The following is a 15,510-nucleotide window of genomic DNA, read 5'->3' as shown; positions in this document are numbered from 1 at the left end:
CCGTGACGTGCAGCCGAGCGACCACGTCTACGCGTGGCAGTCGGGCTCGGACACGGTCGCGACGACGGGGCGGCGGGGCGGGGCGGCGGGGCGGCGCGGCGGGAGGCGGGCGGGGCCGGGCGGCGGGAGGGCGGCGGAAGGCAGCGGGTGAGGGTGGCGGGTGAGGTGGTGGCGGGTGGTGGTCGGGGTGTCACCCGGTCGAGGAGCGGGGCGACCCGATCGGCCACTGCCGCCGTCGCGGTCGGGTGCTCCACGCTGGCCGTGCAACCGACACCCCGCTGCGGAGGACACACGTGCCTGTCGACGACCTGCTGAAGGCCAAGATCAACCACGGCTTCGACCACCTCGACGTGGACGGCGACGGGCTGCTCACCGAGCACGACCACGTGCTGATGGGGCACCGGTCCGCAGACGCCCTCGCGCTCCCGCCCGACTCCCCCGAGCGCCTGCGGATCGTCGACGCCTACCTGCGCATCTGGCACGACCTGCACCGCCCGAACATCCCCGGCGGCGGCGACGCGATCAGCCGCGAGCAGTTCCTCGTCTCCACCGGGAGCCTCGCGGACGACCCGGTCGCGGCGGGGGCCGGCGTCGGGGCGCTCGCCGAGGCGTTCCTCGACATCGCCGACACCGACGCCGACGGCCGGGTCGGTCCGGCCGAGTTCCTGGTCTTCCAGCGCGGCCACTTCCCCGGCCTCACCGACGAGGACGCCACCGAGGCGTTCGGGCACCTCGACACCGACGGCGACGGCCACCTCACCGGCGAGGAGTTCGTCCGGGCCTGCGTGGAGTACTGGACCAGCACCGACCCCGACGCGCCCGGCAACTGGTGGGCCGGCCCGCCCCGGACCTGACCCGCCCGCACCGCCCGGTCCGGCCCACTTCCGGGCCGGCCGGGCGCGGGCGGTGTCAGGCCGGCACGGGGGACGGGGCGTGGGCCCGGGGCAGGGTGAAGCGGATGGTGGTGCCGGAGCCGACCCCGGTGTCCAGCCAGATCCGACCGCCGTGGTGCTCCACGATCTTGCGGCACAGGGCCAAGCCGATCCCTGTGCCGGGGTAGCGGTCTTTGGGGTGCAGGCGCTGGAAGATCACGAAGATCTTCTCCGCGTACTGCTCGTCGACGCCGATCCCGTTGTCGCCGACGGAGAACACCCACGTGCCGTCCTCGCCCGGCTCGGCGTCCACGCGCACCAGGGGCGGTTCGGCGCCCCGGAACTTGACGGCGTTGCCGATCAGGTTCTGGAACACCGCCGTCATCAGGCCGGGTTCGACCACGACCTCCGGCAGGTCGCCGACCTCGACGCGGGCCCCGGACGACTCCAGGGCGGCGGCGAGGTTGTCGCGCGCCGCGTCGACCAGCCGGTCGGCGGTGACGGCCACCTGCCGGTCCTGCTGCCGGCCGACCCGGCTGAAGGTCAGCAGGTCGTTGATGAGCACCTGCATCCGCTTGGCACCGTCCACGGCGAACCCGATGTACTGGTGGGCCCGGTCGTCCAGGCGGTCGCCGTAGCGCTTCTCCAGCAACTGGCAGAAGCTCGCCACCTTGCGCAGCGGCTCCTGGAGGTCGTGCGAGGCCACGTAGGCGAACTGCTCCAGCTCCGAGTTCGACCGGCGCAGGTCCTCGGTCGCGGCGTCCAGCGCGGTGTTGCGGTCACGCGCCTGGTCGAGCTCGTCCACGATGCGGCGGCGCATGACGTCGACGCTGCGGCCCAGCTCCCGCATCTCCGTCGGGCCGGTGGTGGCCACGGTGTGCCCGAAGTCGCCGCCCGCCACCCGGCCGACCTGCGCCCGCAGCCCGCTCAACGGCCCGACCACGTGCACGCGCACCGCCACCACGCACGCGCCGACCGCGACCAGCAGCACGGCCAGCGCGACGATGCAGGTCGTCGCCATCCGCGTGGCGGCGTCGTTGAGCGCGGTGCGGGCCTGGGCTCGCTGGTCCTCCAGCACCCGCTGCAACGTCGAGGACGCCGCCCTCACCCGGTCGAACTGCCGCTTGCCCACGCCGTCGTCGGGCACCCCGGCCCCGGTCCGCACGGCGGCGATCGCCGGGTCGGCGTACTCGTCGCGCCACGCCCGCACCGCACCGTCCACCTCGGCGAGTCCGGCGGCCACCTCGGGCGAGTCGGCCGCCGCGACGGCGGCGCGCGCGGACGCCTGGCGGCTCAGGCCGTTGTCGTACGGCTCCAGGAAGACCGCCTCGCCGCTGAGCACGAAACCCCGGACGCCGGTCTCCTGGTCGACCAGGTCGGCGCCGAGCTGCTGCGCGCCCAGCACGGCGGGGGCGACGACGTCCAGCAGCCGCGACCGCGCGTGCGACAGGTCGCCGATGGCGCTGAGCACCGCGATGGCCGCGCCCACCAGGATCACCACCAGCGCCAGGGAGATCGCGCCGGACCACCGCCGCAACGACCGGCCGCCGGGCGGGAGGCGGTCCGGGAGCGGGTGCGCGCCCATCGCGGGGGACGCGCCCGACGTCGTGCGACGCCGCAGCCGGAACCGGTCGGGGGAACCCATGTCGTGCCACCTCGGTGCTCGCTGGACACCGGGCGGGAGCCTCGGCGGGGTCCGCCGGCGACCACGTCCGGCACGCGGGTGACGGGGGTCGCTCTCGGACGGACCCGCCCTGTGTGCTCAAGGCGGATCCCGGACTCTACCGCTCGCCCCGCCCTCCCCCTGACCGCGCAGGAGGGCCCCGCTCCTCCCGGCCGTCGGGCGGAGCGGCCGGGCGAACCCGCAGAACGCGTGCTCCGGCACGGGTCGCGTACCGGCACTCGGAGCAGGTGCCCACCGCCGCACCACCTCCACGGGTGATCAGTGCCCGACATCGCGTCGAACCGTGCGAACCTGGGTCCATGCAGTCGGACCACACCTGCGACCTGTGCGCCGGCTCGGGCACGATGACCTGGATCCAACCGGTGCCGGCGGCCGACGGCGCGCTGGTGCTGACGGAGGTCTCGCACCCGTGCACCTGCCCCCGCTCGACCTGGCGACGGTTCCCCGCCGCCGAGCGCGGCACCGTCGTGGACCCCGGCGGCACCGGGGTGGCGGGCAACGTCGCCGACGCCAACCGCGCGCACCGCACCGACTGGTCCCGGCCGGGCTGGGCGTAGCACCGCCGGAAGCCGTGGTGCGGGCGGGTCAGCCGTCCGGTTGGTCGACCAGCGCGGCTTCCACGGTGGGGTGCACGGCCAGCAGCTCGTCCAGGCCGGTGAGCAGGACCGACCGCATGGCGGGCGCGGTCGAGGGCGCGACGATCCGCACCAGGACGTCGGGCAGGGCCTGGTCGTGGACGGCGATCAGGGTGGCCAGGCCCGCCGACGCGAGCAGGGACACCTCGCGCAGGTCGACCACGACCACCCGGGGTCCCCGCTGCCGCACCTCGTCCAGCAGCGCGCGCAACCGGGGGGCCGTGCCCGAGTCCACCTCGCCCGTGACGGACACCACCGCCACGTCGGCCCGCCACTGCGCGGTGGCCGTGAACTGCTGGGGCACAAAAGGTTCCTCACGAACGTGCACGCTGTCCCCCCGTTCCGCGCGGTCCGGCCGAGGCCGGCGCTGCCGCCTGTGGCACCGAATCTCCCGATGGTCCCCGCCGCGTGCGGGTAGCGCCATCCGAGCGCCGGGGAGCGGTCGGCCGGCGCGGCGGCACCGGGGCGGGGCGGATCGCCGGCGGGGGTGTCGATTCCACCCGAAGCAAGCATAATCGAACGCATGTTCGACCACTTCAAGCCCGCCCCGCCGCCCCGCAGCGACCACGTGGCGGTCAAGCCGCCCCGTCCGGTGTGGGTCGACCTGGGCGCGGTCTACCGGGTCGGACGCCCCCGCCGGCCGACGCCGCACGGCCTCGACCTCCAGGCCACCGTGCCCGGCGACCTGCGGTTGTGGGCCATCACCACCACCGGGCACTGGGTCGGGTACGTCACGTTCGTGATCCACGACGACACCACCCGCATCGCCACCGGCCAGTGGGTGCTGGCCGACGCGCTCCGGCCGCGCGGCGACGAACCGTCCCGCCGGTGAGCTCACCCCACCGCGAAGCTGAAGATCTCGACTTTCAGCAGCGGCCGGCCGTCGGTCTGGATGACGGCTTTGCGGTCCGGGGTGAAGAGCATCTCGACGCCGTTCGAGGCGATCTCGTCGATCACGTCCATGCCGCGCGTCACCCGGCCCACCACGGGGTAGGTCGGCGGGATCGGGCTGTCCTTGTACACGATGAAGAACTGGCTGCCCTGGCTGTCGGGCGTGCCCCGGTTGGCCAGGGCGACGGTGCCCCGCGCGTACGTGCCGGGCTTGGCCCTCGGGTCGGCGAACCGGTAGCCGGGGCCGCCGGTGCCGTCCCCGGCCGGGTCGCCGCACTGGAGGAGCCAGTAGTCGGCCGTGGTCAGCCGGTGGCACTTGGTCCCGTCGTAGAACCGCTGCTTCGCCAGGTGGCGGAGGTTGTGCACGGAGCACGGCGCGGACGCCGCGTCCAAGGTGATCTCGATCTCACCCTTGCGGATCTTCACGTCCACCACGGTCCTGCCCTCGACCGGCACGTCGTACTCGGCCGGCGGCGTCGTCCGGTTGGGCACGGCGGTGTTCGGGTCCCTCGGGTACTGGCACTGCACGGTCTCCACCGGCGGCCGGTCGGCCGCCGGGCTGCCCGGCACGGTGGACACGCACGCGGAACTCAGCAGCACCAGCACCAAGCCCGGTAACAGAGGTCTGGCCACCGGACGATCTTACCGGCGGACACGACACCCTCGGCGATCGCCGCACCACCCGTCGTGAAGTCGCTTCGGGTGGGAGGGCCGGGCGTGACTGCGGCGACCGGGTGACGCACCTCATCGTTTGACCACGGCCGGTCGCCGGCAATGTCAGAGGTGCGCTTCTCGTCGAAAGGGATCACGATGCACGAGATCGAGGCCGGCCAGGCCGTCGCCAACCCCCGTCGGACCCGGCTGGGCCCGGACTGGACCGGGCGGGCGGGCGGCGTGGCCGGACACCCCCAGCCCACCCCCGACCCCGCCCGCGAGGTGACCGGGGACGGGCGCTCCTCCGCCGAGCTGGGGTAGTTCGCGTCAGCGCCGCCGGTCCGGCGCTCGCGGGGCGTCGATGCCGGGCGGCCCGCGCCGGGACCGGCGGCGTTTCGCGACTGCCGCCCCGGTCGGCGCTCAACGGCGTCACCGTCGCGCGGCGGTGTCTTCCCGGCCGTGGAGCCGGGTCAGGGCAGCGGTCAACAGCTCGCCGGGCCGGGGCACGAAGGACGCCAGGGTGGTGAACGGGCTGCGCCGCACCACGTGGCCCGGGTACGAGCCGTGGACGCGTCCGGAGTCGTCCGGCGTTGCCTCCAGGTTGTCCACGCCGTTGTCCGGCTCTCCCCGGCGCGACAGGAACGTCGCCAGGCCGCGCACGGACAGCAGCGCGTCGGTCAGCGCGGGGAACAGGCGCTGCCCCAGGTGGAACACCGCCGTCGCACCGCCGACCGGGATCTCCCGGCGCGGGCGCGTGGCCGCCGTCACGACCGCCTCGGCCACGAGTTCGGGCGCGTACACCGGCGGCGGGGGCTGGAGCTGGAAGCCCAGGTGGTAGCGGCAGTGCTCGAAGAACGGCGTGTCCACCGCCGCGGGCAGGACGGTGACGACGCTGATCGGGTCCCCGGACTGGGCGAGTTCCACGCGCAGGCTGTCGTACAACGCCCGCAGCGCGAACTTGCTGGCCGCGTATGGGGCCTGCCACGGCACGGACCGCACGCCCTCCACCGAGGCGATGCCGATCACCACCCCGCCGCCGGCGCGGCGCAGCGCCGGCAGGGCCGCCTGCACACCGTGGACGTGCCCCAAGTAGTTCACCCGCATCACCCGGTCGAACTCCTCCGCCGGCACGTCCTCGACGCGGCCCACCACGCCGACCCCGGCCACGTTGACCCACGTGTCGATCCGCCCGAACCGCTCCTCCGCCGCCCGTGCGAGCGCTTGCACCTGCTGCTCGTCGGCGATGTCGGTGGGCACGGCGACCGCGCGGTCCCCGATCTCCGCCACCACGGCGTCCAAGGCGCGAGCGTTGCGCGCGGCGCACACGACCCGGGCACCGCCGGCGGCGAACCGGACGGCGGCGGCCCGGCCGATGCCCGAGGACGCGCCCACCACGACGACCACCTGTTCCGACAACGGCTTCGGCATCGTTCCTCCACTCCGGTCCGGCAGCCGGACGGGTACCCGGCGGGACCGGACTCACGCCGACCCGCGCGCGCCGGTCCGTCGCGCCCGTCGAATTCGACCACCTGCCAACGCGCCCCGGGTGCCCGGATCAGGCAGGCTCGAGGGGAACCGGCGCACCGGGGCCGGAGGGAGTGAGGAGCGGGTGGAGGACTACGACGCGATCGTCGTGGGGGCGGGGCCCAACGGCCTGGTGGCGGCGAACCTGCTGGCCGACGAGGGCTGGGACGTCCTGGTGCTGGAGGCGGGCGACGAACCCGGCGGCGCGGTGCGGACCGCCGAGATCACCGCGCCCGGCTTCCGCAACGACCTGTTCAGCGCCTTCTACCCGCTCGGGGTGGCGTCGCCGGTGCTGCGCGGGCTCGACCTGGCCGACCACGGGCTGACCTGGGTGCACGCCCCCGAGGTGCTGGCCCACGTGTTCCCGGACGGGCGCAGCGCGCTGCTGTCGCGCGACCCGGAGCGGACCGCCGCGTCGGTCGGGTCGTTCCACCCGGCGGACGCCGACGCGTGGCTGGCGGAGTTCGCGCTGTGGCAGCGCATCCGCGACGACCTGCTGGAGGCGATCCTGCGGCCGTTCCCGCCCGTCCGGTCGGGTGCGCGGCTGGCGCGCGAACTGGGGGTGGCCGACGCGCTGAGGTTCGCGCGGATGGCCGCCCAGCCCGTGCGGGCCTACGGCGACGACCGGTTCTCCGGCGACGGCGCGAAGATCCTGCTGGCGGGCAACGCCCTGCACACCGACCTCGGCCCGGACCAGGCGGGTGGCGCGGTGTTCGGCTGGCTGCTGGCCATGCTCGGGCAGGACGTCGGCTTCCCGGTGCCCCGGGGCGGCGCGGGCGAGCTGTCCGGCGCGCTGGTCCGGCGGCTCGCGGCGCGCGGCGGCCGGGTCGAGTGCGGCCGGCCGGTGGACCGGGTGGTGGTGGCGGACGGCCGGGCGCTGGGCGTGCGGGACGCGCGCGGCGGGTTCGTGCGGGCCCGCCGCGCGGTGCTCGCCGACGTGCCCGCGCCCGCGCTCTACCTCGACCTGGTGGGCCCCGACCACCTGCCCGCGCGGCTGGTGGCGGACCTGGACCGGTTCGACTGGGACGACGCGACGATCAAGGTCGACTGGGCGCTGTCCGGGCCGATCCCGTGGCTGTCCGAGGACGCGCGCGGGGCCGGCACCGTGCACCTGGGGGCCGACATCGACGGCCTGGCCGACTTCGCCAACGACCTCGCCTGCCGCCGGGTGCCGCGCACGCCGTTCCTGCTGGTGGGGCAGATGACCACGGCGGACGCGACCCGCTCCCCCGCCGGCACCGAGTCGGTCTGGGCGTACACGCACGTGCCGCGCGGCGGGACGTGGACGGCCGACCGGCTCCGCGAGCGCGCGGACGAGGTGGAGGCGGCGCTGGAGCGGCACGCGCCGGGCTTCCGGGACCTGGTGGTGGGCCGCGCGGTGAGCGGTCCGGGCGAGTTGCAGGCGCGCAACCGCAGCGTCGACGGCGGCGCGATCAACGCGGGCACGTCGGCCGTCCACCAGCAGCTGGTGTTCCGCCCCACGCCCGGCCTGTCCCGCGCGGACACCCCGGTCGACCGGTTGTTCCTGGCGAGCGCGTCGGCGCACCCCGGCGGGGGCGTGCACGGGGCGTGCGGGGCCAACGCGGCCCGCGCGGCACTGGCCCGGCACGGCAGCACCGGAGGCGCGTACCGGGCCGTGATCGGTGCCGCGTTGCGCGCGGTCTACCGGTAGGCGGGCCGGTGGGTGCCTACTGGTGGTCGCCGCGCACGACCTGGTCGGCCAAGCGCCGGAGGGTCTCCCTGTTGCGCGGGACGAGCAGCACCGTCTGCACCGCCTCGGGCAGCAGGGCCCCCAGGCCGTTCACGGCCTGCTCGTGCAACGTGACCTTGGTGCCGCCGTTCACCGTGGACACCAGTTCGAAGCGGATGCGCGCGGCACCGAGCGGCCACACCTTGGCGTGCAGCTCCAGGGAGGTGCCGACGTCGACCGCCTGGACGACCGTCTCGTCCTCGATCTGCAAGGGCCAGGCCCCCACGCTGTGCCGGATGCGCGAGCCCACCTCGGGCCAGTTGTGGTCGACGTCGCGGATGTGCGTCGCGCCGACCACCCAGCCCGCGTAGGACCAGCCATCGGCCAGCACCTCGAACACCCGGCTCGGTGTGCTGGGGATCTCCAGGTCCACTGTCGTCATGGCGCTGGAATAACCGCGCACGCGCGCGCGAAACCTGCCCGGGCAGCGGCCCGGGTGTGGTGGCGCGGTCGGGTGACGGCCGCCGCGACCGGGCCGGACGTGCGCGGAGTTTGGCGCAGTGGATCGTGGGCTACCGATGCGGTGACGGTTGTCGACTCCGAGGGGTTGTGTATGCGTTCCACGAGGGTGTTCCTGACCGGCTCGACAGTCGCCCTGCTGTGCGCTCTGACGGCGTGCGGGTCGTCTACGGGCTCGTCGCCGGGGTCGTCCTCCGCCGCAGCACCGACCACGACCGGCAGCGCGTCCACCTCGGCGGCACCCGCGCCCACGTCGGCGGCCACGAACGCGCCGGCGACCGCGTCGCTCAAGGCCGAACTCTCGCTCCAGGGCGGGGACAAGCCGGGGCTGGGGATGCTCGCGGTGACCAACGGCGGCAGCGCGCCGATCACCTTCCAGGGGTGGCCGGAGCCGGGCTTCACGAACCTGGCCGGCGAGCGGGCGTCCGTCCCGGTCGAGCAGGTGCCGGTGCCCGGCGAGGGCCCGTCGATCACCCTCCAGCCCGGCCGGACGGCGTTCGCCGGGGTGCTGCTGAACCTGGGCGGCGACGGGTCGGCGATCGGGTCGATGGACGTCGAGGTGCCCGGCGCGGGCACCACCCCGGTGACCATCATCGGCACCGACGGCCAGCCGGTCACCGACACCACGAGCCTGAAGGTGAGCAGCGTCAAGGTGGGCACCCTCCAGCCGGTGACGCAGGGCGTGCTGGTGTTCTAGCGATCCACGACGTTGTCGGCGTCCTGGCGGTTCTTGTCCACGGGGCCGGTGGCTCAGGGTGAGTTCCAGGGGTGTTCCGGGGTCGGTCCCCGATCCCCGCCGGGTGGTCCGGGCGCGATGCTCGACCGGACACCACCGGGATCGGCAAGGGGGCCCGATGTCCACCTCGACACCTGAGCGGACCGGGGTTCGGCCGGGGCGCTGGACCTCGACGTTGCTCGTGCTCACGGGGATCGCCTCCCTGGTCTTCACCGCGGGGACGGCGGTGCAGGCGTTCGTCGTGGTCGACGAGCAGACGTTGACGAGGATGATGGTCGTCGCCGGGACCCCGCCGGGTGCGGCGGCCGAGCAGGTGCCCGGCTTCCTGCTCGGGTTCCGCGCGGTCGGGTGCCTGTACCTGGTGGGCAACGCGCTGGGCGTGCTGGCGCTGCGCGGGCGTCCCGACCGGTGGCTGTTCTGGGTCGTGCTGATCACCAACGCCACCCAGGCGGCCGGTGTGGTCATGGTCCCGCCGGCGATGTCGGTCGCCGCGCGGGAGCGGTTCGGGGTCGTCGGCGCGCTGCCGTCCCTGGTGACCGACCTCGGCGCTCTGGTGCTGGTGGTCGTGCTGGTGGTGGCGTCCGTGGCGACGCGGGCCGCGTGGGGCCAGGTCCGGCAACAGCGGACCGTGTGACGCACGCACGGCCGTGGTCGAGGGCTCGGCCCGGTCACCCCCCGGTTCTTCCGTCGCCGCGCGGGCGCGCCCGCCGTTGGCCCGGGAAGCGCTGGAGGAGCTGGTGTTCCGGCTGGAGCACGTTGTGGTGAGTGCGTTGGCCGGCGTGCCGGACGGCGAGCAGGCGCTGAACGCGTGCGCGGCCGGCGCTACGCGTCGGTGTCCGGCCCCTCCTGGACGCGGACCGTGGTCACGGTGGTGAGCCCCGAGACGGCCATGACGGGTTCCAGCAGCAGGGTGGTGACCAGCTCGATGCGCTCGGCGTGGGCGAACAGCACGCTCAAGCCCGCGCTGTCCAGGTACTCGACCTCGGTCAGGTCGACCACGAGCCGCCCCGGGAGGTCGTCCAGCGCCGCCGCCAGGGCCGGGGTGTTGCTCATGTCGATCTCGCCGACCGCCTTGAGGAACGCGGTCCCGTCCGGACCTCGGCCGGGGGTGAGGACGAGTGGTGTGGTCATCGGGGAATCCTCAGGTGCATGTCGACGGTCGTTCCGACCGGGCCCGGGTTCACGGAGACGTGCTCCATCATCGCCCGCATCACCGCGACGCCGCGACCTCGGTGCGGGTTCAGCTCCGGCTGCGGCGTCTTCCACCGGCCGGTGTCCACGACGCTCACGTACAGGTCGCCGACCAGTGCCTCGGCCCGCAACCGGATGGAGTTGCCGGGCCTGCCGCGCGCGCCGTGCTCGATGGCGTTGGCGCACGCCTCGCCGGCGGCGACCAGGACGCTCTGCACCACCTGCGGCGGCAGGCCGCACCTGCCGAGCCAGCCGCGCAGGGTGCTGCGGACCGGCGCCAGCCGGCCGGACTCGGCCGGGAAGGTCAGGTCCAGCGGCGCGGGGTGCCGGTAGAGCAGCAGCGCGACGTCGTCGTCGTAGCCGCCGGCCGGGGCGAGCCGGGTCATCACGTGGCTGGCGAGGTCGTCCAGCGCGGCGTCGCGGCCCTGCTGCACGGCCTCGCCCGCCTGGTCGATGCCCACGGTCAGCGGGCGGCGGCGGCGCTCGACCAGGCCGTCGGTGTACATCAGCAGGGTCGCCCGGGGCGGGATCGTGCACTCGGCCTCGGGCCGGGCGGTGCCGGGCCGCACGGCGAGCGGCACCGAGCGGCCCTGGTCCAGCAGCGCCGTGGTGCCGCCCGACTCGGTGAGGATGGCGGGCGGGTGCCCGGCGCTGGAGTAGGTCAGCACGCCGGTCTCCGGGTCCAGCACGCCGCAGAACACGGTGGTGCACATCGCGCCGGGCAGGCCGGCCGCGAAGTCGTCCAGGGCCATCAGGGTGCGCGCGGGGCCGATCTCCTGCAGCAGCAAGGCCCGGCAGGCGCTGCGGAGCTGGCCCATGACGGCGGCGGCCTTCAGGCCCCGGCCGACGCAGTCGCCCACGACGATGCCGATCCGGTTCCCGGACAGGGCGACCGTGTCGTACCAGTCGCCGCCGATCTCCAGCGGGCGGGCGGCCGGCTCGTAGCGGACGGCGAACCCGGCGGGGAGGCTCGCCGGGCCGAGGATGGCGCGCTGCAGCGCCAGCGCCGTGTCGCGCTGCTGGTCGATCTGGTGCGCCCGGGTCAGGCCCTGCGCGAGGTGGCCCGCCAGCAGGGTCAGCAGCAGCTCGTCCGGCCCGCCGAACGGGCGGCGGTCGTCCAGGTCGAGCCGCAGCACGAGGGTGCCCTCGGGGTGCTCCACGGTGATGCCGACCCCGGTGGCGTCCACGACCGGGCTCAGGCCGGGCCGCTCGCGCAGCGCGGTGAACGCCTCGCGGCGCGGCTCGGGCAGGTCGGCCCAGGTCAGCGTCGGATCGGTGGCGGTCAGCACCGGCACGTCCTGGTCGGTGAACACCGCCGCCGCGACACCCCGGGCGTGCCAGAGGCGCTCGAACTCCGCCAGCGCGCCGGCCAGCGCCTCGGGCAGGCTGCCCGCCTTGGACAGGCCCAGGCTCAGCGCGGCCAGGGCGGTGTCGCGCTGGATGGCGAAGTGCTCGTCGGTGACGTCGCGGAAGGTGCCGACCACGACCGTGCGGCCGGTGTCGGGGTCCTGCGCGGAGTTGAACGTGACGCTGACCCACAGCCGGTGCCCGTCGCGGTGGGTCACCGGGACGGTGCAGCTGCCCTGACCCCGGTCCCGCAGGCCGGTGAACGCCTCGGTGAACTGCCGGTGGGCCTCCGGGTCGGTGGCGGCGTCCGGCCACCACGGGTGCTCCGGCGGGTAGGGCAGGCCCTCGGGGCCGTGGCCGAGGATGTCGGTGAACGCCGAGTTCACCTCGATCACGGTGCCGTCCTCGTCGCAGACGAAGAACGCCTCCTGCAACGAGTCGACCAGCGCGGTGCGCCAGCGGGCGTGGTGGTTGCGCAGCCGGGACAGCTCGACGTTCGCCCGGACCCGGGCCAGCAGCTCGGCGGCGGCGAACGGCTTGACCAGGTAGTCGTCGGCACCGGCCTGGAGCCCCTCGATCGACGCCTCCTGACCGGCGCGGGCGGACAGCAGCAGCACCGGGACGGCCGCCGTGCGCGGGTCGGCGCGCAGCGCGGCGACCAGGGCCAGGCCGTCCAGGCGGGGCATCATCACGTCGCTGACCACCAGGTCGGGCGGCCGGCTGCGGGCGGCTTCGAGCGCCGCCAGGCCGTCGTCGGCGGTCCGGGTGCGGTAGCCGGCGTCGGCCAGCAGCCGGGTCAGGTAGTCCCTCATGTCGGCGTTGTCGTCGGCGACCAGGACCGTGGCCGGTGACGCGGAACCCCGCGCGGGCGGGGGCTCGACGGCCGGGGCGTCCGGTCCACCGCGCTCGTCGGGCAGCCAGCGCAGGGCCTCCCGGACGAAGGGGTCGGCCGTGGCGGACAGCGCGGCCGGCCCGGCGGCGGGTGCCGGGGGCGGTCCGGCGGGCAGGTGGGCGGAGCCGAACCGCAGGCGGATGGTGAACCGGGTGCCCCGGCCCACCTCGCTGGTCGCGGTGATCGTGCCGCCGTGCAGGCCGACCAGCTCCCGCACCAGGGCCAGGCCGATGCCGCTGCCCTCGTTGGAGCGCGACCGGGCGTTCTCGATGCGGTGAAAGCGCTCGAACAGCCTGGGGATCTCGTCGGGCGGCACGCCGATGCCGGTGTCCTCGACGGTGACCACCGCCTCGCCGCCCTCGGCCCGCACCGCGATCCCGACCGACCCCTCGAAGGTGAACTTCAGCGCGTTGCTCAACAGGTTGAGCACCACCTTCTCCCACATGCCCCGGTCCAGGTGCACCGGCTCGGGCAGCGGCGGGCAGTCGACCCGGTAGGCCAGCCCGGCCCTGTCGACCGCCGAGCGGAAGACGCCGGCCAGCTCGGCGGTGGCCGCCGACAGGTCGACCGGCTCGTAGTGCGCCTGCATCCGGCCGGCTTCGATGCGGGAGAAGTCCAGCAGGGTGTTGACCAGCTTGCCCAGCCGCAACCCGTTGCTGCGCACCACCTCCAGCTCCTCGACGGCCCGGGGGTCCGACGCCGCCAGCCGGTCGCGCAGCTCCTCCACCGGGCCCATGATCAGCGTCAGCGGGGTGCGGAACTCGTGGCTTATGTTGGAGAAGAACGCGGTCTTGGCGCGGTCCAGCTCCGCCAGCTCCTCGGCCCGCCGCTGCTGGGACTGGTAGCTGCGGGCGGCGGACAGGCCGGCCGCGACGTGCCCGGCGACCAGCTCCACGAACCCCCGGTAGCCGTCGTCCAGCGGCCGGTAGCGGTTCAGGCCCACCACGATGAACCCGTGCGGCGCGACGCCCTGCTGCTGCAACGGGGCCACCAGGGCTTCCAGCGGCGGTTCGTCCCACGCCCCGTTCGGCAGGCCGGCGAACACCGGGCCGTCCAGCACCACGAGCGCGGACTCGCCGCGCGCCGGCGTGGCCGACGGCCACGGCACCCCGGCGTCGGCCGCCAGCACCGCCGGGCCGGCCGGGTGGCCGGGTGCGATGCCGGTCGCGTTCGCCAGGTGCGCGGAGCCGTCCTCGTGGAACAGGTAGGTGAGGGTGAACGGCAGGTCCCACCGGTTGCGGTCGAGCTGCCGGCCGGAGAACGTGAGGGTGTCCTGGTCGGTGCGCACCACGCTCGGGTCCGAGCCGAGGTCGCGCAGGGTCGCCATCCGCCGCTCGCCGACGACCCGGTCGGTGTCCTCGCTGACCACGCACAGCATCCCGGCCACCGCGCCGCCGTCGTCGCGCACCGGGCTGTAGGAGAACGTGTGGTAGGTCTCCTCGGGGTAGCCCGACCGCTCCAGGAACAGCCGCAGCGCCTCGTCCCAGGTCGCCTTGCCGGTGGTCAGCACGGTCTCGATGCGCGGGCCGATGTCGCCCCAGATCTCCGCCCACACCTCGGTGGCGGGTCGGCCCAGCGCCCACGGGTACTTGCGGCCCAGGGTGTCGCGCCGGTAGGCGGCGTTGCAGAAGAAGGTCAGCCCGGGACCCCAGGCCAGCCACATCGGGAACCGGGAGGACAGCAGGATGCTGACCGCCGTGCGCAGGCTCTGCGGCCAGCCGGCCGGCGGGCCGAGCGGGGTCGCCGCCCAGTCGACCGAGGCCAGGTCCGGGCCCACCTCGTCGTCGACCGCGAACACGTCGAACCCGGCGGGCGCCGGCCGTTCGTGCCCGGCGTCGTCGGCTCGCGCCACGCCCACACCCCTTAAGCCGCACCGGCCCGCGCCCGGAGCAGCCGCCCCGACGCCCGTGTCGCCGGATTCCGGTCATCGGGACAACCCGGTGACATGATCCTTAGGATAGGCCGGCGAGCCGGCGGCGGCGCGAGCCGGCACGCGGCGGGTGAGGCGCCGACCGGGCCCGCGAGGGGCAGGACCATCATGGTGGGCGGGGGCCGGGACCGGTGGACGGGCCGAGGCGGACGGGCGCGGTGTACCGGGCCCGGCGCGCGGGCACCCCGTACCGCGGTCACCGCGCCGCCCGCCCGGCACCAGCAGCACCCACCGCACAGGAGACCTGGTGAACGAACCCTCCTTTACCGTCGTCCACGACCGGTCCACGGCGAACCCGACCGTGCTGCGGGTGGCCGGCGAACTCGACCTGGACACCACGCCCCAACTGCTGGAAGTCCTCGACTCGGTGCACCTGGGCGCGGACGCGGGCCTGGTCGTCGACCTGACCCGGCTGAGCTACTGCGACTCCACCGGGATCACCGCCCTGATCACCGCCCACCAGCGCGCGGAGGCCGCCGGCGCCTCGTTCGCCCTGTCCGGCGTCACGCCGGACCTGATGCGGGTGTTCCACATCGTCGGGCTGGACCAGCTGTTCTCCTTCCACCCCACCGTCGACCAGGCCGTGGAGTCGCAGCGCACCTGACCGGCCGGCGGCGCGGTGCCCGGCGCTCGGTGCCCGCACCGGTCCGGTCGAGGACGTCGCCGCAGGCCGGCACCAGTCCGAAGATCGGCAAGGGGTCACAGCACGTTGCCCTGGTGGTGCAGCAGCGAGCGCAGCGCTCCGGGCAGCCAGGCCGCCGGCAGCGCGTCCCGCAGCAGCGCACCGGCTCACGGCCGGCGCACCCCGGCAACGCGGTGGGCGGTCGCACACCTGGTCGCAGCCGACCAGGCAGCCGAACACGAGCACCACGAACGACCCGCCGGCCGAGGGCGTTGTAGCCGGACAGCCACGTGCCGAGGGCGACCGGCCACCCGGGTGCGCGG

The 15,510-nt window shown here is 74.9% G+C and carries 15 protein-coding genes; 8 read left to right on the top strand and 7 right to left on the bottom strand.

Translation table 11 applies throughout. From position 1 onward, the window contains the following. The first annotated feature begins 293 nt into the window (after window positions 1-293). Complete coding sequence (locus tag AB0I60_RS08235; RefSeq protein ID WP_360726796.1) at window positions 294-854, top strand: EF-hand domain-containing protein; 561 nt, start codon at window positions 294-296, stop codon at window positions 852-854. Between the two features lie 55 nt (window positions 855-909). Here the strand turns inward: AB0I60_RS08235 and AB0I60_RS08230 are convergent, their stop codons facing one another. After that, window positions 910-2,517, bottom strand: coding sequence for an ATP-binding protein (locus tag AB0I60_RS08230; protein ID WP_360726794.1), 1,608 nt, complete (start codon window positions 2,515-2,517; stop codon window positions 910-912). A 338-nt stretch (window positions 2,518-2,855) separates the two neighbouring features. Here AB0I60_RS08230 and AB0I60_RS08225 point away from each other — a divergent pair, with 338 nt between their 5' ends. After that, entirely contained in the window at window positions 2,856-3,113 is a 258-nt protein-coding gene (locus AB0I60_RS08225; RefSeq protein WP_360726793.1) for a hypothetical protein, read from the top strand. Between the two features lie 28 nt (window positions 3,114-3,141). Here the strand turns inward: AB0I60_RS08225 and AB0I60_RS08220 are convergent, their stop codons facing one another. Beyond that, complete coding sequence (locus tag AB0I60_RS08220; protein WP_360726791.1) at window positions 3,142-3,495, bottom strand: STAS domain-containing protein; 354 nt, start codon at window positions 3,493-3,495, stop codon at window positions 3,142-3,144. 219 nt (window positions 3,496-3,714) lie between these two features. Here AB0I60_RS08220 and AB0I60_RS08215 point away from each other — a divergent pair, with 219 nt between their 5' ends. Beyond that, complete coding sequence (locus tag AB0I60_RS08215; RefSeq protein ID WP_360726789.1) at window positions 3,715-4,023, top strand: hypothetical protein; 309 nt, start codon at window positions 3,715-3,717, stop codon at window positions 4,021-4,023. Between the two features lie 2 nt (window positions 4,024-4,025). Here AB0I60_RS08215 and AB0I60_RS08210 read toward each other — a convergent pair whose 3' ends face one another. Beyond that, the gene (locus tag AB0I60_RS08210; RefSeq protein ID WP_360726787.1) at window positions 4,026-4,715 is read right to left on the bottom strand and encodes a peptidylprolyl isomerase; all 690 of its coding nucleotides are present in this window, start codon (window positions 4,713-4,715) and stop codon (window positions 4,026-4,028) included. 177 nt (window positions 4,716-4,892) lie between these two features. Here AB0I60_RS08210 and AB0I60_RS08205 point away from each other — a divergent pair, with 177 nt between their 5' ends. Next, window positions 4,893-5,057, top strand: coding sequence for a hypothetical protein (locus AB0I60_RS08205; RefSeq protein WP_360726785.1), 165 nt, complete (start codon window positions 4,893-4,895; stop codon window positions 5,055-5,057). A gap of 108 nt (window positions 5,058-5,165) precedes the next feature. On the opposite strand, the gene AB0I60_RS08200 is transcribed toward AB0I60_RS08205, so the two are convergent. Further along, entirely contained in the window at window positions 5,166-6,164 is a 999-nt protein-coding gene (locus tag AB0I60_RS08200; RefSeq protein ID WP_360726784.1) for an SDR family oxidoreductase, read from the bottom strand. A gap of 181 nt (window positions 6,165-6,345) precedes the next feature. Between AB0I60_RS08200 and AB0I60_RS08195 the strand changes: the two genes are divergently transcribed. Further along, a complete protein-coding gene (locus tag AB0I60_RS08195; protein ID WP_360726782.1) occupies window positions 6,346-7,932 on the top strand; it encodes an NAD(P)/FAD-dependent oxidoreductase in 1,587 nt (528 codons plus the stop codon). A 16-nt stretch (window positions 7,933-7,948) separates the two neighbouring features. Here the strand turns inward: AB0I60_RS08195 and AB0I60_RS08190 are convergent, their stop codons facing one another. Next, a complete protein-coding gene (locus tag AB0I60_RS08190) occupies window positions 7,949-8,392 on the bottom strand; it encodes an SRPBCC family protein (RefSeq protein WP_360726780.1) in 444 nt (147 codons plus the stop codon). Between the two features lie 171 nt (window positions 8,393-8,563). Between AB0I60_RS08190 and AB0I60_RS08185 the strand changes: the two genes are divergently transcribed. Together AB0I60_RS08185 and AB0I60_RS08180 are read left to right on the top strand one after the other, a co-directional pair. Continuing rightward, a complete protein-coding gene (locus AB0I60_RS08185; RefSeq protein ID WP_360726779.1) occupies window positions 8,564-9,166 on the top strand; it encodes a DUF4232 domain-containing protein in 603 nt (200 codons plus the stop codon). 157 nt (window positions 9,167-9,323) lie between these two features. Then, window positions 9,324-9,839 carry a hypothetical protein gene (locus AB0I60_RS08180; protein ID WP_360726777.1) on the top strand — a complete coding sequence of 172 codons (516 nt, stop codon included), beginning with the start codon at window positions 9,324-9,326 and terminating at the stop codon, window positions 9,837-9,839. A 188-nt stretch (window positions 9,840-10,027) separates the two neighbouring features. On the opposite strand, the gene AB0I60_RS08175 is transcribed toward AB0I60_RS08180, so the two are convergent. Together AB0I60_RS08175 and AB0I60_RS08170 are read right to left on the bottom strand one after the other, a co-directional pair. Further along, a complete protein-coding gene (locus tag AB0I60_RS08175; RefSeq protein WP_360726776.1) occupies window positions 10,028-10,336 on the bottom strand; it encodes an STAS domain-containing protein in 309 nt (102 codons plus the stop codon). Continuing rightward, the gene (locus AB0I60_RS08170; RefSeq protein ID WP_360726774.1) at window positions 10,333-14,487 is read right to left on the bottom strand and encodes a SpoIIE family protein phosphatase; all 4,155 of its coding nucleotides are present in this window, start codon (window positions 14,485-14,487) and stop codon (window positions 10,333-10,335) included. The genes AB0I60_RS08175 and AB0I60_RS08170 overlap by 4 nt, the downstream gene beginning before the upstream one ends. A 325-nt stretch (window positions 14,488-14,812) precedes the next feature. On the opposite strand from AB0I60_RS08170, the gene AB0I60_RS08165 reads away from it, so the two are divergent. Further along, window positions 14,813-15,169, top strand: coding sequence for an STAS domain-containing protein (locus AB0I60_RS08165; RefSeq protein ID WP_360726772.1), 357 nt, complete (start codon window positions 14,813-14,815; stop codon window positions 15,167-15,169). Window positions 15,170-15,510 lie beyond the last annotated feature (341 nt).

It is taken from the genome of Actinosynnema sp. NPDC050436 (genome assembly GCF_040655415.1).
Lineage (GTDB): Bacteria > Actinomycetota > Actinomycetes > Mycobacteriales > Pseudonocardiaceae > Actinosynnema.
This window is presented reverse-complemented; position numbering and strand designations above follow the sequence as displayed.